This is a genomic window from Methylomagnum ishizawai (assembly GCF_019670005.1).
Lineage (GTDB): Bacteria > Pseudomonadota > Gammaproteobacteria > Methylococcales > Methylococcaceae > Methylomagnum > Methylomagnum ishizawai.
This window is the reverse complement of sequence record NZ_AP019783.1, coordinates 4,159,969-4,175,874: the sequence shown is the minus strand read 5'-3', so window position 1 is coordinate 4,175,874 and position 15,906 is coordinate 4,159,969. Positions and strand designations below refer to the sequence as shown.

Sequence of the window (15,906 nt, the reverse complement as noted above, 5' to 3'; positions counted from 1 at the left end):
GCGGCTTCACAGCAGGACTACATCGTATTGTTCCTGGGTGTACTGGGATTCGGCGCGGAATTTGATCCTGACGCCCAGGAAGGTTTCCAGTTCCGACAGGGGATCGGCTTCCTCGTCCAATAGGCGCTCGACCACTTCGTTCGAGGCCAGGACCAGCAATTCCTGCACATTGTACTGGCGCACCTCGCGGATGATTTCGCGGAAGATTTCCAGGCACACGGTTTCCGCCGTCTTGAGGACGCCGCGCCCGCCGCAGGTGGGGCAGGGTTCGCACAGGATGTGTTCCAGGCTCTCGCGGGTGCGCTTGCGGGTCATCTCGACCAAGCCCAGGGCCGAGACTTCGCAGATGGTGTTCTTGGCGTGGTCTTTCTCCAGGCTTTTTTGCAGGCTGTGGAGGACTTGGAAGCGGTGTTCCTCGTCGCGCATATCGATGAAGTCGATGATGATGATGCCGCCGAGGTTCCTGAGCCGGAGTTGGCGGGCGATGGCCTGGGCCGCTTCCAGGTTGGTCTTGAAGATGGTTTCTTCCAGGTTGCGTCCGCCGACGAAGCCGCCGGTGTTCACGTCGATGGTGGTCATGGCCTCGGTCTGGTCGAGGATCAGGTAGCCGCCGGATTTGAGCGCCACCCGGCGCTCCAGGGCTTTCTGGATTTCGTCCTCGACGCCGTAGAGGTCGAACAAGGGCCGCTCGCCCGAGTAATGTTCCAGCAGGGGGGCCAGCTCGGGCACGAATTCCTTGGCGAACTTGACGATGCGGCCATAGGTTTCCCTGGAATCGACCCGGACCTTCTCCACCTTGGCGCGGTGCATGTCGCGGAGGACGCGCATGCTCAGGGGCAGGTCTTCGTGCAGCAGGGTCTTGGGCTTGGCGGTCTTGCTGCGCTGGGAAATGGAGTTCCACAGCTTGAGCAGGAACAGCATGTCGGCCCGGATCGCCGCTTCGTCGCTGCCTTCGGCGGCGGTGCGGGCGATGAAGCCGCCGGTGCTGTGTTCCTTCTGGAACGCCTCCACGCAATGGCGCAGCCGCGCCCGCTCGCGGTCGCATTCGATGCGCTGGGACACGCCGCAATTCTTGGCGTAGGGCATGTAGACCTCGTACACCGAGGGGATGGAGATTTCGGTGGTGAGCCGCGCGCCCTTGGCCCCGAGCGGGTCCTTCACCACCTGCACGATCAATTCCTGGCCGTCGCGGAAGGCCAGTTCGATCTGGTCGTGGACGGCGCGCTCCTTGTCCTGGCTGTTGAGGTCGGAGATATGCAGGAAGGCGGCGCGTTCCAGCCCGATATCGACAAAGGCCGCTTGCATCCCCGGCAGGATGCGGCAAATCTTGCCCTTGTAGATATTGCCGACCAGGCCGCGGCGGCGCTGGCGTTCGATCAGGACTTCCTGGAGGACGCCGTTCTCGACGATGGCGACGCGGGTTTCCGGGGGGGTGACGTTGATGAGGATTTCGTCGCTCATGGGCGCTGGGAGTCCGTGGCCTCTGGGTGGGGGCGGACATGGTAACGTAATGGGGACGGGTTGGGCATGGCCGGTAAAGCGGGGCCGGTCATCGCCCGGCTTGGCGTCCGGGTATGATCGTTTAGCCGAAGCCGGTTTTCTCCAACAATTCCGCCGTCTCGAACAAGGGCAAGCCCATCACCCCCGAATAACTGCCCGCGATATGGCGGATGAACCGCGCCCCCCGGCCCTGGATGGCATAGGCGCCGGCCTTGCCCTGGGGTTCGCCGCTGGCCCAGTAGGCCGCGATTTCGGCGGGCATCAAAATACGGAAAGCCACGGTGCTGATGCTCAAGGCTTCCCAGTGTTGGCCCGCCGCCCGCAACGACACCGCGCTCAAGACCCGGTGTTCCCGCCCCGACAGCCGGGCCAGCATCCAGGCGGCATGGTCGGAATCCTGGGGCTTGCCGAAAATCTCCCCGTCCAGCACCACTTCGGTATCCGCCGCCAGCACGGCGAGGCCGGAGTCTTGCGCTTCCCATACCGCCAGCGATTTCTCCGCCGCGATGCGCCGCACATAGGCTTCCGGGGGTTCGCCAGGACGCGGGATTTCGGGAATGGCGGCGGGCAGGATGGTGTGGGCGACGCCGATCTGGTCCAGGAGTTCGCGGCGGCGCGGCGAGGCCGAGGCGAGGATGAGGCGGGGCGTGGTGGGATCCATAAGGCTTCAGCGGTGATAGGGATGGTTCTGCGACAGGCTCCAGGCCCGGTAAATCTGCTCGGCCACCACCACCCGCACGATGGGATGCGGGAAAGTCAGCCGCGATAGGCACCACACCTGCTGCGCCCGTTGCAAACAGGCCGGGGCCAGGCCATCCGGTCCGCCCACCAGCAGCGCCACGTCGCGGCCATTCCCCAGCCAGCGCTGTAATTGCTGCGAGAGGTCGGGCGTGGACCAATCCTTGCCGCCGAGGTCCAGGGCCACCACGTGGCTATCGCGGGGCAGGGCGGCCAGCATCCGCCCGCCTTCGTCCTCGCGCAGCTTGCCGATATCGGCATTCTTGCCGCGCTTGGCCGGGGCGATTTCCTTGAGGACCAGGGCGCATTCGCGGGGCAGGCGCTTGGCGTATTCTTCGTAGCCGGCCACGACCCAATCGGGCATGCGGTGGCCGACGGCCAGCAGATGGATTTGCATGGGGGTTGGGCTGGATAGGAAAGCGGCGATTATAAGTCCGGGCCGGGTGCGATGGGCTCGTCCAGCAGTTCGATCCAATGCCGCACCGGCACGCCCGCTTGGGTTTGGAGATGGCTCAGACAGCCGATATTGGCGGTGGCGATGCAATCGGGTCCGCCCGCTTGCAAGGCCCGCAGCTTGTCCGCCAACAGCCGTTGCGAAAGTTCCGGTTGCAGCAGCGAATACGTCCCCGCCGAACCGCAACAGAGGTGCCCATCGGCCACCGGTACCCACTCGAAACCCAGCTTGACCAGCAGGCTTTCCACCAGTCCGCCCAGCTTCTGCCCATGTTGCAGGGTGCAGGGCGATTGGAAGGCGATCTTGCGTGGCGTGGTGGTTTTGAAGCCGCTCAAATCCTCGCGGGCCAGGATTTCGCCGATATCCAGGGCCAGCGCCGCCACCCGCGCCGCCTTGTCGGCATAGGCCGGATCGTGCCGCAGGGCATGGCCGTATTCTTTTACCATGGCCCCGCAGCCGCTGGCGGTCAGCACGATGGCTTCGGCCCCGCGCTGGAGATGCGGCCACCAGGCGTCAATATTGCGCCGTATGAAATCGCGGGCTTCTTCTTGCGCCGCGAGATGGTGGCTCAGCGCACCGCAACAGCCGCCCGCGACCGGAATCAAGCCGATGCCGAGCCGGTCCAGCACCCGCGCCGTGGCGGCGTTGATCGAAGGGGCCAGGACGGGCTGCACGCAGCCTTCGAGGATCAGCATCTTGCGGGGATGCGGTTTTGCGGGGCGGGGCGCGGGCGGTGGGGCGGGCGCGGGCAGTTTGGCTTTGAGCTGCTGCGGCAGGAAGGGACGCGCCAGCCGCGCCGCCCATAGCAACAGGCCGAACCTCCGGGGATGGGCCAGGAACTTCCGCAGCGCCAGCCGTTGCAGCCGTTCGCGCCAGGGGCGCCGGGCCTTGGATTCGATCAGGGGGCGGCCCAGGTCCAGCAGCTTGCCGTATTCCACGCCGGAAGGGCAGGCGGTTTCGCAGGCGCGGCAGGTGAGGCAGCGGTCCAGGTGTTGGCGGGTGCGGGCGCTGGTGTCCTGGCCTTCCAGCATCATCTTCAACAGGTAAATCCGTCCGCGGGGTCCGTCGCGTTCGTCGCCCAGCACTTGGTAGGTTGGACAGACGGCGTTGCAGAAGCCGCAATGCACGCACGTGCCCAGGATGGCGTCGGCTTCCCGGCCTGCCGGGGTGTCCTTAATGAAGTCGGCGAGTTGGGTTTGCATCAATAATCCGGGTGGAGCCGTCCGGGATTCAAGAGGCCGTCCGGGTCGAATGTGCGCTTCAGGTCCAGGTGTAGCCGGTGCAGGGCGGGCGCAAGCGGTTGGAATACCCGGTCCCCGGCGTTTCCGCCCCGGAACCGGGTCGCGTGCCCACCCGCCTGGGCGGCGGCGGCGAAGACGGCCTCGGGATCGGCCCCGGACCGGAGCCAGCGCAAGGCACCGCCCCAGTCGTAGAACCAATGGCCGGGCAGGTCCAAGGGTGGCGTGGCGGGTGGCAGCGACAAGCGCCATAGCGTCCCGCCCAAGGCCGGATATTGGAAGAAGCGCGAGCGCTGTTCCCGCAAATCTTCCCAGAAGCCGGGGCCATCGGCGGCGGGATCGCCGCCGAGTCGGCGGTGCGCGGCGGCCACCGCCGCTTCCGCGCCCGCCAGCCGCAGGTAGGCCCAACCGCCATCGTAGGCCAGCCCGGAAACCGGCCAGGGTTCGCGGCACCAGCGGGTCATCGCCGCCAGGGCCGCGGGCGTGTCGAGGGCGTAGACCAGGGTGCGCTCGCATTCGGGCCGGGGCAGCACCTTCAGCGAGATTTCCAGCAATACCCCCAGCGTCCCCAGCGCCCCGACCATCAGCCGCGACAGGTCGAAGCCCGCCACGTTCTTGATGACCTGCCCGCCGAAAGCGAGGATTTGGCCCTGGCCGTCGAGGATTTTGCAGCCCAGCACGGCATCGCGCACCGACCCCGCGAACGGGCGGCGCGGTCCCGACAGTCCCGCGGCGACGGTGCCGCCCAAGGTCGCGCCCGCGCCGAAGTGTGGCGGCTCGAAACCGAGCCTCTGGCCGTGTTGGGCCAAGAGGGCTTCGATCCCGGCCAGGGGCGTGCCCGCGCGGGCGGTGAGGACCAGTTCGCTGGGCTCGAAGCCGACGATGCCCCGGTGGGGCGAAGTGTCCAGCCTGCCGTGGCCATCGGCGCTGTGGCGTCCGTAGAAGGCTTTGGTGCCGCCGCCCACGATGGTCAAGGGACGGCGCTCGGCGCGGGCGGCCAGCAGGGTGTCGCGCAGGGCTGCGCTGTGGTCGGTGTTCATGGCGGGCGTCCGGGGAGGCCGGTAGGTCTGGTCATCTGTGTGATTTCCTTGCGGGTGGGCCGGGGTAGTTTGTAGACCGGGAGGGTTTCGATCAAGTCCAGCCATGCCCATCATGCTTATAATCCCGCTATCCCGGCCCTACCCGCCATCACAGGAGATCAGCCCATGAGCCTGGCCCAACGCGATGATGCCTACCACACCTATGCCGATTATCTGGCCTGGCCGGAAACCGTCCGTTACGAACTGGTCGACGGGGTGGCCTATCTCATGGCCCCCGCGCCGGTGCTGGATCATCAACATATCGCCGGGGAGGTCTACTATCAGCTACGCCGTAGCTTGGCCGGCAAGCCCTGCCGCCCTTTCATCGCCCTGGTGGATGTGCGCCTACCCAAGCACGACGAGGCCGACGAGCGCGTCGACACCGTGGTGCAACCGGATGTGTTGGTGGTGTGCGATCCGGCCAAGTTGGACCGGCGCGGGGTGCGCGGTGCCCCGGATTTCGTGGTGGAGGTGTTGTCGCCCGCGACGGCGGGCCACGATCAGGTGCGGAAGCGCCGCCTCTACGAGCGCTCGGGGGTGAAGGAATATTGGCTGGTCCATCCCACCGACCGCCTCGTCATCGTCTACCGCTTGGCCGGGGACGAATACGGCAAGCCGGATATCCAGGAATTGAGCGGGGAGACGCCGGTCGGGGTGTTGCCCGGCGTCGCCATCGCCTGGGACGAGGTGGTGTCGGGCCTGTGGCCGCAGGAACTTTGATCCTGCGGCCAGGGGGCACTCCGGCCCTTATACGCTTAGGCTGTCGTCGTCGTTGTCGTCGTAGGCATCGAAGCCATCGTCCTGCGGATCGAAGCCGCTGTCCAGGAAGCCGCCGCCCTCCGGCGCATCGTTGTCGTCGTTGCCGTAATATTCGTTGATGGTGACGTTTTCGACCCGCTCGTCGTTGCCCAGGCCCGCCGTGTCGAAGAAGCCGTTGCCGGAATTATGGTGTCCACCGAATAGGTTCTCCAGCCCTTGGAACAGGAACGCGCCGCCCGCGATCCCCGCTGCGGTCGCCGCCGCCGTGCCGAGGAAACCGCCCAGGCCACCGCCGGAACCGGCTTGCGGTGCCGCGGGGGGGGCGGCTCCCCAGGACGGGGTGGGCGCGGCGGGACGCGGCGCGGCGTTGGCCCAAGGGTCGCCGCCGCCGAGGAAGCCGCCGCTCCGGGCCGGGGCCGGACGCGATTGGGCCTGGGCGAGTTGGTTCCTGAGGTCGGCGATCTGGGCGCGGGCGTTGTTGAGCGCCTGTTCTTGCAACAACGCTTTCTGCACCAGCAGATAGCAGGCGTCGGGTTGTTTGGCGGCGGCCTGGGCGATCAGGGCGTCGGCGTCCGGGTCTTTCGCCACGCCCTTGACCTGGGCGAGCTGATCGAGGAATTCGCTAAGCAATCGGCGTTCTTCGTTGTTCATTGGGGTACCTGCTGGTTTGGACCCTGGTCCAGGGTCTGAAATCGCCCGCGGTTCGCGGGATTCTCCTGCCATGGGCCGGACTCCAAGGCGGGTGGGCCCACCACCGGCCCTTGGACTGGCGACAATGTGCTGCCAAATTCCGCATTATTCAAGACCCGAAGGAGGGAAAAACCATGACCACCGTACTCATCACCGGGGCCAACCGTGGCCTGGGCCTGGAATTTTGCCGCCAATACGCCGGGGCGGGCTGGCGGGTATTGGCCTGTTGCCGCGAGCCGGAAACCGCCGGGGCCTTGCGCGGCTTGGCTGACAGCCATCCGCAGCTGTCCTTGCACCGCCTGGACCTGGGCCAACTCGGCCAGATCGACGCCTTGGCCCAGGAATTGGCGGATCAACCCATCGATGTGTTGCTCAGCAACGCCGGGGTCTATGGCGATTCGGCGCAGACCGGCTTCGGCCAGCTCGATTACGCGGCCTGGCGGCGGGTGTTGGAGATCAACCTGCTGGCCCCGGTCAAGCTGGCCGAGGCGTTCCAGTCCCAACTGGGCTTGGGCTCCCGCAAGCTCATCGTCGCCCTCACCAGCCTGATGGGCAGCATCGCCGACAACACCAGCGGCGGTTCGATCCTCTACCGTTCCAGCAAGGCCGCGCTGAACGCCGCCATGAAGAGCCTGTCGCTGGAATTGCGGCCCCAGGGCGTCGGTGTCCTGTTGTTGCATCCGGGCTGGGTCAAGACCGATATGGGCGGGCCGGACGCGCCGACCCTGCCGGAGGCGAGCGTCGCCGGGATGCGGCGGGTGATCGAGGCCTACGGGCCGGGCGATAGTGGGCGGTTCCTGGATTTCCAGGGTGAATCCTTGCCTTGGTGAGGCGGCGGCGCGGCATTTTCGGGCATGGAGGCCCGCGTCCGGGCCACGCCGATGGGACATCGGTTTGAAAAAAACCGCCGGCTTGCCTAATCTTGATGGGATGGTCCAGCCGTCCGGGGATGCGTCGCGCCGGTTCGGACGGGCGGTTCCCCCCCTGTTTTGCCAGCCATCCCGCGAGGTCGCTATGTCGAAGATGCCAAGAATCCTGCTGCTCGCCGCGTTGACGGCGCTTTCCACCGCCGCCCCGGCCAGCCCGCCCCCGGCCCAGGCGGTCCAGGGGGCGCGGGTCGTCAACGCCCCGGCCCCGCCCGCCGACGATTATGGCGACAAGGTCCGGCTGAAGCTGGCTTCGGGCATCATGAACATGATGACCGGCTTCGTCGAGGTGCCCAAGAACATGATCAACACCGCCAACAACACCAGCAGCTACGGCAGCGCCTTCGACCGCGGCGGCTATGTGCTGTGGGGGATCACAGGCGGCGGGCTCAAGGGCGCGATGCACATGCTGGGCCGCACCTTGGCCGGCCTGACCGATTTCGTGACGTGCTTCGTGCCCACCGAACCCATCACCCATCCGGCCTTCGTCTGGCAGAATTTCTACACCGACACCCAATACGGCCCTTATTTCAAGGTCGATAGCCAGCCCAAGCCCGCCGCGCCCGCCCCCCGCAAATGAAGCCCGAGCCGATCCGGGGAACCGGATCGGTTTCCCCCGCGCAGGTTCATCCCGGTTCCACCCACCCCGCGCCATGCCCGGTCCTTGCCTGGACCCGGTGGGCCGTGCTTGCATAGTCCTTCGAGGCCGGAACCCCGGTGGCGGACCGGGGGTCCGAAGGGTCATTGAAGGCGGCTTCCGCCAGCCTGCGAGGAGGGCATTCCCATCGACACCAAAAACCAAGCGTTCGGGCTGGCCGACCCAGGCGGCGGCGGGCCGGGGGGTGGGTTCGCGCTGCCGGGCCGGGAGGTGTTCGCGGTGGAGTCCGGTCCCGCCTGCGATATCGTTTCCAATTTCCGCGCCATCCTCGACACCGTCGCCGACGGCGTGATCGTCATCGACGAGGCCGGGACCATGCATTGGTTCAACCCGGCGGCGGAGCGCCTGTTCGGCTACCACCGCGACGAGGTCATGGGCCACAACGTCAGCCTGTTGATGCCCGAGCCCGACCGTTCCCGCCACGACGGTTATCTGGCCGATTACCTGCGCACCGGCATCAAGAAGATCATCGGCGTGGGGCGCGAGGTCCAGGGGCGGCGCAAGGATGGCTCGCTGTTCCCCATGTATCTTTCCATCGGCGAGCAACGCCAGGGCGATCAGCGCTTGTTCGTCGGCATCGTCCACGACCTGACCCGCCGCAAGCAGGCCGAGGCCGCCCAGCGCCGCGACCACGAGGCGCTGCGGGAGAGCGAGGCGCGGTTCAGCCAGGTCGCCGACATGGTGGGCGAATGGCTGTGGGAACAGGACGCCGCCGGGCGTTATCTCTATTGCAGCAACGCGGTGGAGAGCATCCTGGGCTACCGGCCCGAGGATGTCCTGGGCCGTTCCTACCTGGACCTGATGACCTTCGAGGACCGCCGGCACTGGTCGGAAGGCGTGCCACCGCAGGGGCGCAACGCCCGCCCCTTCCAGCGCCTGGTCAACCGCTACCGCCACCGCGACGGGCACGAGGTATTCACCGAGTCGACCGGCATGCCCATCTTCGACGAGGCCGGGCGCTTGCTGCGCTGGCGCGGCGTAGACCTGGACATCACCGCCCACAAGCGTTTCGAGGATGCCCTGCGCCTCCGCGAACGCGCCATCGAGGCGGCCAGCGTGGGCATCGCCATCGCCGACGCCCGCCAGGACGATTATCCCAACCTCTATGTCAATCCGGCCCTGGTCCGCATCACCGGCTACCCCCGCGGGGAACTCCTGGGCCAGGGCATGGCGATGCTGCAAGGTCCGGGCACCGATCCTGAAGCCAGGGCGGCGATCCGGTCGGCCTTGCGCGAAGGCCGGGTCTACGAGGGCGTCCTGCTGAACTACCGCAAGGACGGCACGCCGTTCTGGAACGAATTGCTGCTATCCCCGGTGCGCGACGAGGCCGGGGCCGTGACCCATTACATCGGCGTGCAGGCCGATGTCACCGAGCGCCGCCGGGCCGAGGCCGAGCGCCAGGAATTGGAAATCGCCAAGCAAATCCAGCTTTCCCTGCTGCCCAAAGCCCCCTTGCGCCTGCCCGGTGCCGAGATCGCCGGGGTGTGCGTCCCGGCCACCCATGTCGGCGGCGATTATTTCGATTATTTCTCGCACGATGGCCGGGTGGACCTGGTGATCGCCGATGTGTCCGGCCATAGCGTCGGGGCCGCGCTCATCATGACCGAACTCCGCAGCACCCTGAAGGCCGAACTGCGCCGCGCCCACGAAGATCGGGCCGCGCCCGGTCCCGCCGCCTTGCTGGGTGCGGTCAACGCCGCCCTGTTCGAGGATTTGCAAGGGGCCGAACTCTTCATCACCCTGTTCTATCTGCGCTATGAACTCGCCACCCGCCGGCTGCGCTTCGCCAACGCCGGGCATAACCGGGTCTTGCTGCGGCGGCGGGCGGGGACGGGCTGTGTCGAACTGGATGCCGATGGCTTGATCCTGGGCGTCAAGCGCGAACCGGGCTTCGAGGAGAATGGTTTGGTGCTGGAGCCGGGGGATTGCTTGCTGCTCTACACCGACGGGGTGGTCGAGTCCCGCGACGAGCAGGGGGAGTTCTTCGGGGCCGGGCGTTTATGCCGCTGGATCGGGGCTTATGGGGATTTGGCCCCCGGACAGTTGGTCCGGTCCTTATTGGAGGAATTGCGTGGCTTTTGTGGCAAAGCCGCGTTCGAGGACGATATCAGTATGGTGGCGATGCGGGTGATGTGACGGGGGCGCGCCCCGCCATCGTGGCGGCACCGGGGGCCGGGGGCGATGCGCCGTCCCGGCCCGGTGGCCCGGACCCCGGAGAATCCGGCCTTGTATATGCCTTGTATATCGGTTGGGAATATCGTGCCTGGATTTAAGGTTTCCAGGGTTTCGGGGCGTCTTGCTTTTGTGCGAACCGGCTACCGGAGCGCTCGTCCTTTTTGGCCGGCGCTTCCTCGGCTTTGTCGGTTTGCGCCGAGGGGGTGGGGTTCAGGCCGGCCAATTGCCCTATCGCCAGGTGTATTTGCTGGGCTTGGCCGGTGGGTACCAGCAGGCGCACGGTATCCAAGGGTTTGCCTTGCTGGTCCAACTGCATGAACTGGATACGGGCCACGTCGTTATGGATGGCGATGGTGGTAATACCATCGACCAGGAATGCGGGGTTGGAATTGCTCATGGTTTTATATCTTGTTGGCGGAGAAAGCGGATGTGGCGAAAATAATATCGTGGCGCGATGTTAGGTTCATGGGGCGTTGCTTGCAAAGGAACTGGCAAGCTTTTGTGACCTCCGTCTGCCTTTTAAGTTTAGCGAATTCAATGGGGTCGCGGGGAAGGTAGCGGACCGAATTTGTATCGGATTGTAGTAGCTTGCCACCCGCCTGGCTATCCCAAGACGGGCGGCAATACGCCGCCCTGGCATCGGGGTGGACGGAGGCCATCGAACCGCCCGGTGTCCGGCGTGGCCGGCCGGCTTTGCCGTGGTTTCCGGGTCCGGGATAATGCGCCGACGATGACGGATCATCAAGGAAAAGCCATGGTTTTGACATTGAAGCTGCTGTTTTTGCTGGTCGTGGCCAACGGTGCGCCGATCTTGCTGCGCAAGGCCCTGCAAGCCCGCTACGATTGGCCGGTGGATGGTGGGTCACGCTATTTCGATGGCCGTCCGCTGTTGGGTCCGTCCAAGACTTGGCGTGGCGTGGTCGCTGCCCTGCCGGCCACCGCGTGCGCCGCTTGGGCCATGGGCCTGCCGCCGGGCTTGGGGGTGTCGATGGGCGGCGCGGCCATGCTGGGCGATCTTTGCTCCAGTTTCCTCAAGCGCCGGCTCGGGGTGTCGTCCAGCGGCATGGCTTTGGGATTGGACCAGGTGCCGGAATCTTTGTTTCCCCTGCTCGTGGCGCGGGCCGAACTTGGGTTGGAGCCGGGCTATATCGCCGGGGTGGTGCTGGCGTTCCTGGTGTTGGAACTGGCCTTGTCGCGCCTGTTGTTTTGGTTGCGCATCCGGGAACAGCCGCACTGAGTCCCGCTCATGCCCGCCGCAGCCGGTGCAGGGTGATTTCCGGCGGGCAATTCAGGCGCACATCCACGATGCTCGCCCCGCTCCCCGCCGAGGTATAACCCCGCAAATCCCGGTAGCGCCAAGGCCCCTGGCAGAACCGGCGCGGCGCGTTCGCGTTCAGCAGCAGGGCGATACCGCCCGGCAGGCAGATTTGCCCGCCATGGGTGTGGCCGCTCAACATGGCGTCGCAGCCGGCGTAGGCGGCGTGGCGGTACATTTCCGGCGAATGCGAGAGCAGGATCGACACGGCGTCCTCCGGGATGCCCTCGACCGCCTTTTCCAGGTTGTCGGCCCGGTAATAATGCGGGTCGTCGATGCCGGCCAGATAGATCGCCGCCCCGTCCCGCCGCACGGCCACCGCTTCGTTCAGCAGCATGTGTATTCCCAAATCCTCCAGGCCCGGCACCATGCGGATGGTGTCGTGGTTGCCGAGGATGCCGTAGATGGGGCTATGGATATGCGGCACCACCCGCGCCATGGCGGCGAGCGCGCCCTGGTAGGGACCGAAGGTGCGGGCGCGGTAATCGCCGGTCAGGACGCAGAGGTCGTACCGGCCCGCCCGGCCCAGGGCGTCGATCAGCGCGTCCGGGAAATCGCCGCGCAGGTCCAGGTGCGGGTCGCTGATATGCAGCAGGGTGTAGCCCTCGAAGGCTTGGGGCAGGCGCGACAGGTGGAAGTCGTTGTGGCGGACGGCGATGCGACGGGCGTTGGCCCGGCCCCGCCGGTGGAGTCCCAGCAGCCGCAGGGCGTGGCGCATCAGCCCATGCGCCGAATACCAGTTCTCGATATGGAACCAGGTCCGGCCCTGGCCGAACACCCGCGCCTCGCAATCCTGTTCGATGCCGAGCCGCCGGCTCAGATGGCAAGGCTGGACCCGCTGCCGGAGGCGGGCCTGGGTCTGGGGGTCCAGGGGCGGGCAGCGGTATGGCGGGTGCTGGGGGCGGGCGGCGGAGCCCGGCGCGGTGGGCGGGGGGAGCATGGTGCAATTCCTCGGAAGGCCATGCCGTAAGCTTGGCCCCGCCGCCGGGGCACGGGGACGGGCGGGAGGGGCCGCGCCTTGGGCGGCGCGGCGGAAGCGGGGTCAGGTCAGGACGTGGTTGAGCAGCTTGGTGAGCTTGCCGATAGCGTCGGTGACGGCGGGGAGCGCTTCCTTGATCTGGCCGGGGTCCTTGGCGGCTTTTTCGCAGCGGGAGGCGGCCAACCCCATGGCTTGGTGGGCCTGTTGGTAGGGGGTCGCCGCCTGGTTGGTGTTGAGGTTGGCGAGATCGATCTTTTGCTGGAACAGCTGGTCGAGCAATTCTTCCACCCGCTCCACTTGGGGCGGATTCTTTTCGCTCAGGGCTTCCAGGGCGCGAATCGTGCGTTGTAGGCTTTGCTGTAAATTATCCATAGGCTTGTACCCTCGCGAGCGATTGTTTATGGTCCGTGGCGGCTGGCGGGAAGCCGCTGCCACTCGTTCTTATATCGGTTATTTTCGCTTATTTCCGAATCAATCAGAAAGACCTGTCGAGGGAGGGCCGCTATCATGAATGTCGATGCGATTCAGAAGAGCCTCCGGGAGTTTGCCGAGGAGCGGGACTGGAACCGCTTCCACAGTCCCAAGAATATCGCGACCGCCCTGGCGGTGGAAGCGGCGGAGCTATTGGAGAATTTCCAATGGCTCACCGAGGAGGAATCGCGCCGCTTGGCGGAGCGGCCCGAGGATTTCCGGGCCGTGCGGGAGGAAATCGCCGATGTGCAGATTTATCTGCTGCGGCTGGCCGACCTGCTGGGGGTCGACCTGGAGGCGGCGGTCCGCGACAAGCTGGCCCTGAACGCCGCGAAATACCCGGTGGCCTTAGCCAAGGGCAAGGCGCTGAAATACAATCGCCTCCGCCCCTGAGACCGCCCTTCCCGTTGCCCGGACATCCCTATGATCAAAACCCTCCCCAACCAAGTCATCGCCCTGGCCGGCCTGTCCCAGGCGGCCTGCCTCGTCCAGCAGATCGCCAAGAAGGGCGCGGCGGAGCAGGAACCCATGCGGGCCAGCATCGCCAGCACCTTGAAGATCGACGCCGACGATGTGCTGGATGTCTACGGGGGGTTGGAGGGCGTCCGCCTGGGCCTCCGGTGCCTGGATAACCAATTGTCCGGACCGGAGCAGGCCAACCCGGAACAGGCCCGCTACGCCTCGACCCTGCTGTTCCTGGAACGCGCCCTGATGAAGGAGCCTTCGATGGTCGAGGCCATCGGGGTATCGGTGCACCGGGCGGCGGAACGGGCGGAGGCCGTGGGCGTGCTGGACGAAGGCGTCTTGAAAATCCTGGCCGAGGCCTATTCGCGCACCCTGAGCCAGTTGCGGCCCAGGGTCTTGGTGGCCGGGGAGCAAAGGTTCCTGGCCGAGGGCGAGAACGCCGACAAAATCCGCGCCCTGCTGCTGGCGGGGGTGCGCTCGGCGGTGTTGTGGCGGCAGTGCGGCGGGGCACGGTGGAAGCTGTTGTTCCAGCGTGGCCGCTTGCAGCAGGAAGCGCGGCAATTCCTCAAGGCGCTGTGAGCCGGCTCAATCGTATTTCAGATATTTGAAGCGGGGGTCGTCCGGCGTCCCTTCCAAAACCCCGCCACTCTCTTCCCGCGGCTTCCATTGCACCACCGCCTCGATCTGGCGGGCCAGGGCGAAATCCTTGTCGGTGATGCCCTTGGCCGAATGGGTCGTCAGTTTCACGATCACGAAGGCATAGGACACGGTGAGGTCCGGGTGGTGCCAGGCGGCTTCCGCCAGATGCCCGACCGTGTTCACCACCATCAAGCTGGCCTTCCAGCCGCTGGTGCGGTATTTGCGCCGGATCCAGCCGTTTTCGTAATACCAGTGCGGTAGCTCCTGGGCGAGGCGCTCGCTGATTTGCGCCTCGGTGTAGGTTGTTTCCGTGGTCATGGCTTGGGTTCCTCTGGGTTGAAGGGACGGCAGGTTCCGGTTTCCGCCCGGCCCTGTCAAGCGGGGCGTCAGGGCGCGGCCACCGTGATCCGGCTGGTGGCCGGGGCGCTGTCGTGGGTGCCGTCGTTGACGATGAGCTGGACTTGGTAGGTGCCGGCCTGGTCGGCCACGAAGCTGGGCGAATCGGTGTCGGCATCGGCCAGGGTGGCTTGGCTGCCCTGGGGCTTTTGGGTGAAGGTCCAGCGGTAGTCGAGGTCCGCGCCCTCGGGATCGTAGGAGGCCGAGCCGTCCAGATAGACGGTATCGCCGGTCGCGGCGGTTTGGTCGAAGCCGGCGTCCGCCACCGGGGGCGTGTCCGCCTGGGCCGAAGCCACGATATTGGCGAGGGCCGGGGCGCTATCCACGACGCCATTGTTGACGACGAGTTGGACTTGGTAGGTGCCGGCCTGGTCGGCCAAGAAGCTGGGCGAATCGGTGTCGGCGTCGGCCAGGGTGGCTTGGCTGCCCTGGGGTGCCTGGACCAAGGACCAGCGGTAGCTCAGGTCCGCGTCCTCGGCATCGTAGGAGGCCGAGCCGTCCAGGTAGACGGTGTCGCCGACGCCGGCGGTTTGGTCGCCCCCGGCATCGGCCACGGGCGGCGGGTTGGCGACGGTCAGCGTCAGGTTGGCGGGGTCGCTGGCGGCGTTGCCGGCGGTGACCAGCAACTGGATTTGGTAGTTGCCGGGCTGGTCCGGGGTCAGGCTGGGCTGGGCGCTGGCCGGGTCGCTGAGGCTGGCCGTGCTGCCGGTGGGCGCGGCGGCGATCGACCAGGAATAGCGCAAGGGCAATCCCCTGGGGTCGCTGGAGCCGGAGCCGTCCAGGGTGACGGTGTCGCCGAGGGCGGGGTTCTGGTCGGGACCGGGCACCGCCGTGGGCCGCTTGGTGCCGGGGTAGCCATACAGCTTGCGCTGGAATTTGAAATGGGCGTCGTCCGGGTTGGCGAAGCTGAGGCTGTTGCCCTTGACCCGTTGGTGCGGGGCCAAGCCATGATCCGGCAGGACGATGAGCAGGTAGGGTTTGCCGCCCGCCGTGGTGCCGCTGGCGTTGGCCAGGCTGATCCCGGCCGGCTCGATGGGGCCGACCACCAGGTTGATCGCCCCGTGGAAGGTTTTCTTGGCGCTACGGTTGTGAAGGGTGACCGGGGCGTCGTAGGTGTCGGTGTCCGGGTTGTAGGCGGGAACCCCGATGCTGAGGCCGATCTGCGCGCCCAGCGGAGTGCCCAGGGCGGGTTTCCGGGCTGTTTGGGACCAGCCCGCGCCGGGCCAGGCCAGGCTCGCGCAGAGTCCGACGAGGGCGGGCAGGGAATGGAAGCGATGGCATTGCCGGGGCATGGGCTTTCCTCCTGGGAGTGGAATCGAACTCGTGGGCCGGGAGGCCCGCGCCAAAAAAAGCCGGTCCAAGCTGGGGGAAGCCTGGACCGGCAAGCATGAACAAACGACACACCCAAGGGGTGTGCGGATCGA

General features: G+C 66.5%; 18 protein-coding genes. 7 read left to right on the top strand and 11 right to left on the bottom strand.

Annotated features, from left to right (window positions below; genetic code table 11):
- Positions 1-6 precede the first annotated feature (6 nt).
- The 5 genes from rng to glcE all read right to left on the bottom strand — a co-directional run bounded on the left by rng (position 7) and on the right by glcE (position 4,970).
- Complete coding sequence (gene rng / locus K5658_RS18830; RefSeq protein ID WP_221064614.1) at positions 7-1,461, bottom strand: ribonuclease G; 1,455 nt, start codon at positions 1,459-1,461, stop codon at positions 7-9.
- A gap of 121 nt (positions 1,462-1,582) precedes the next feature.
- Complete coding sequence (locus tag K5658_RS18825; protein WP_221064613.1) at positions 1,583-2,161, bottom strand: Maf family protein; 579 nt, start codon at positions 2,159-2,161, stop codon at positions 1,583-1,585.
- Between the two features lie 6 nt (positions 2,162-2,167).
- Positions 2,168-2,635 (bottom strand): 23S rRNA (pseudouridine(1915)-N(3))-methyltransferase RlmH, encoded by a 468-nt coding sequence (gene rlmH, locus K5658_RS18820; RefSeq protein WP_221064612.1) that lies wholly within the window; start codon positions 2,633-2,635, stop codon positions 2,168-2,170.
- 29 nt (positions 2,636-2,664) lie between these two features.
- Positions 2,665-3,894 (bottom strand): glycolate oxidase subunit GlcF, encoded by a 1,230-nt coding sequence (glcF, locus tag K5658_RS18815; protein ID WP_221064611.1) that lies wholly within the window; start codon positions 3,892-3,894, stop codon positions 2,665-2,667.
- On the bottom strand, positions 3,894-4,970 hold the full coding sequence (glcE, locus tag K5658_RS18810) for a glycolate oxidase subunit GlcE (RefSeq protein WP_221064610.1): 1,077 nt from the start codon (positions 4,968-4,970) through the stop codon (positions 3,894-3,896). Before glcE ends, glcF begins: the two co-directional genes overlap by 1 nt.
- 165 nt (positions 4,971-5,135) lie before the next feature.
- Here glcE and K5658_RS18805 point away from each other — a divergent pair, with 165 nt between their 5' ends.
- Positions 5,136-5,729 (top strand): Uma2 family endonuclease, encoded by a 594-nt coding sequence (locus tag K5658_RS18805; protein WP_221064609.1) that lies wholly within the window; start codon positions 5,136-5,138, stop codon positions 5,727-5,729.
- A gap of 27 nt (positions 5,730-5,756) precedes the next feature.
- Here K5658_RS18805 and K5658_RS18800 read toward each other — a convergent pair whose 3' ends face one another.
- Positions 5,757-6,419, bottom strand: a complete 663-nt coding sequence (locus K5658_RS18800; protein WP_221064608.1) for a DUF2076 domain-containing protein — start codon at positions 6,417-6,419, stop codon at positions 5,757-5,759.
- Between the two features lie 173 nt (positions 6,420-6,592).
- Here K5658_RS18800 and K5658_RS18795 point away from each other — a divergent pair, with 173 nt between their 5' ends.
- From K5658_RS18795 to K5658_RS18785, 3 genes are all read left to right on the top strand, one after another.
- Positions 6,593-7,288 carry an SDR family oxidoreductase gene (locus tag K5658_RS18795; RefSeq protein WP_221064607.1) on the top strand — a complete coding sequence of 232 codons (696 nt, stop codon included), beginning with the start codon at positions 6,593-6,595 and terminating at the stop codon, positions 7,286-7,288.
- Between the two features lie 184 nt (positions 7,289-7,472).
- Complete coding sequence (locus K5658_RS18790; RefSeq protein ID WP_246628499.1) at positions 7,473-7,964, top strand: exosortase system-associated protein, TIGR04073 family; 492 nt, start codon at positions 7,473-7,475, stop codon at positions 7,962-7,964.
- A gap of 297 nt (positions 7,965-8,261) precedes the next feature.
- Positions 8,262-10,178, top strand: coding sequence for a SpoIIE family protein phosphatase (locus K5658_RS18785; protein ID WP_246628498.1), 1,917 nt, complete (start codon positions 8,262-8,264; stop codon positions 10,176-10,178).
- Between the two features lie 133 nt (positions 10,179-10,311).
- Here the strand turns inward: K5658_RS18785 and K5658_RS18780 are convergent, their stop codons facing one another.
- Positions 10,312-10,614 carry a hypothetical protein gene (locus K5658_RS18780; protein ID WP_221064606.1) on the bottom strand — a complete coding sequence of 101 codons (303 nt, stop codon included), beginning with the start codon at positions 10,612-10,614 and terminating at the stop codon, positions 10,312-10,314.
- A 357-nt stretch (positions 10,615-10,971) separates the two neighbouring features.
- On the opposite strand from K5658_RS18780, the gene K5658_RS18775 reads away from it, so the two are divergent.
- Positions 10,972-11,454, top strand: a complete 483-nt coding sequence (locus tag K5658_RS18775) for a CDP-archaeol synthase (RefSeq protein WP_246628497.1) — start codon at positions 10,972-10,974, stop codon at positions 11,452-11,454.
- 7 nt (positions 11,455-11,461) lie between these two features.
- Here K5658_RS18775 and K5658_RS18770 read toward each other — a convergent pair whose 3' ends face one another.
- Both K5658_RS18770 and K5658_RS18765 read right to left on the bottom strand, forming a co-directional pair.
- A complete protein-coding gene (locus K5658_RS18770; protein WP_221064604.1) occupies positions 11,462-12,472 on the bottom strand; it encodes a metallophosphoesterase in 1,011 nt (336 codons plus the stop codon).
- A 102-nt stretch (positions 12,473-12,574) separates the two neighbouring features.
- Positions 12,575-12,883 carry a hypothetical protein gene (locus tag K5658_RS18765; protein ID WP_221064603.1) on the bottom strand — a complete coding sequence of 103 codons (309 nt, stop codon included), beginning with the start codon at positions 12,881-12,883 and terminating at the stop codon, positions 12,575-12,577.
- Positions 12,884-13,018: 135 nt separating this feature from the next.
- Between K5658_RS18765 and K5658_RS18760 the strand changes: the two genes are divergently transcribed.
- Both K5658_RS18760 and hflD read left to right on the top strand, forming a co-directional pair.
- Positions 13,019-13,375 (top strand): nucleotide pyrophosphohydrolase, encoded by a 357-nt coding sequence (locus K5658_RS18760; RefSeq protein ID WP_221064602.1) that lies wholly within the window; start codon positions 13,019-13,021, stop codon positions 13,373-13,375.
- A gap of 30 nt (positions 13,376-13,405) precedes the next feature.
- Entirely contained in the window at positions 13,406-14,026 is a 621-nt protein-coding gene (gene hflD / locus K5658_RS18755) for a high frequency lysogenization protein HflD (protein WP_221064601.1), read from the top strand.
- Positions 14,027-14,032: 6 nt separating this feature from the next.
- On the opposite strand, the gene K5658_RS18750 is transcribed toward hflD, so the two are convergent.
- Together K5658_RS18750 and K5658_RS18745 are read right to left on the bottom strand one after the other, a co-directional pair.
- Positions 14,033-14,404 (bottom strand): 4a-hydroxytetrahydrobiopterin dehydratase, encoded by a 372-nt coding sequence (locus K5658_RS18750; RefSeq protein ID WP_221064600.1) that lies wholly within the window; start codon positions 14,402-14,404, stop codon positions 14,033-14,035.
- A gap of 68 nt (positions 14,405-14,472) precedes the next feature.
- Positions 14,473-15,774 (bottom strand): PKD domain-containing protein, encoded by a 1,302-nt coding sequence (locus tag K5658_RS18745; RefSeq protein ID WP_221064599.1) that lies wholly within the window; start codon positions 15,772-15,774, stop codon positions 14,473-14,475.
- Positions 15,775-15,906 lie beyond the last annotated feature (132 nt).

Bases quoted from the DNA above. Each gene is read 5' to 3' on its own strand.
- rng (WP_221064614.1), bottom strand. From the start codon at position 1,461: ATGAGCGACGAAATCCTCATCAACGTCACCCCCCCGGAAACCCGCGTC.
- K5658_RS18825 (WP_221064613.1), bottom strand. From the start codon at position 2,161: ATGGATCCCACCACGCCCCGCCTCATCCTCGCCTCGGCCTCGCCGCGC.
- rlmH (WP_221064612.1), bottom strand. From the start codon at position 2,635: ATGCAAATCCATCTGCTGGCCGTCGGCCACCGCATGCCCGATTGGGTC.
- glcF (WP_221064611.1), bottom strand. From the start codon at position 3,894: ATGCAAACCCAACTCGCCGACTTCATTAAGGACACCCCGGCAGGCCGG.
- glcE (WP_221064610.1), bottom strand. From the start codon at position 4,970: ATGAACACCGACCACAGCGCAGCCCTGCGCGACACCCTGCTGGCCGCC.
- K5658_RS18805 (WP_221064609.1), top strand. From the start codon at position 5,136: ATGAGCCTGGCCCAACGCGATGATGCCTACCACACCTATGCCGATTAT.
- K5658_RS18800 (WP_221064608.1), bottom strand. From the start codon at position 6,419: ATGAACAACGAAGAACGCCGATTGCTTAGCGAATTCCTCGATCAGCTC.
- K5658_RS18795 (WP_221064607.1), top strand. From the start codon at position 6,593: ATGACCACCGTACTCATCACCGGGGCCAACCGTGGCCTGGGCCTGGAA.
- K5658_RS18790 (WP_246628499.1), top strand. From the start codon at position 7,473: ATGTCGAAGATGCCAAGAATCCTGCTGCTCGCCGCGTTGACGGCGCTT.
- K5658_RS18780 (WP_221064606.1), bottom strand. From the start codon at position 10,614: ATGAGCAATTCCAACCCCGCATTCCTGGTCGATGGTATTACCACCATC.
- K5658_RS18775 (WP_246628497.1), top strand. From the start codon at position 10,972: ATGGTTTTGACATTGAAGCTGCTGTTTTTGCTGGTCGTGGCCAACGGT.
- K5658_RS18770 (WP_221064604.1), bottom strand. From the start codon at position 12,472: ATGCTCCCCCCGCCCACCGCGCCGGGCTCCGCCGCCCGCCCCCAGCAC.
- K5658_RS18765 (WP_221064603.1), bottom strand. From the start codon at position 12,883: ATGGATAATTTACAGCAAAGCCTACAACGCACGATTCGCGCCCTGGAA.
- K5658_RS18760 (WP_221064602.1), top strand. From the start codon at position 13,019: ATGAATGTCGATGCGATTCAGAAGAGCCTCCGGGAGTTTGCCGAGGAG.
- hflD (WP_221064601.1), top strand. From the start codon at position 13,406: ATGATCAAAACCCTCCCCAACCAAGTCATCGCCCTGGCCGGCCTGTCC.
- K5658_RS18750 (WP_221064600.1), bottom strand. From the start codon at position 14,404: ATGACCACGGAAACAACCTACACCGAGGCGCAAATCAGCGAGCGCCTC.
- K5658_RS18745 (WP_221064599.1), bottom strand. From the start codon at position 15,774: ATGCCCCGGCAATGCCATCGCTTCCATTCCCTGCCCGCCCTCGTCGGA.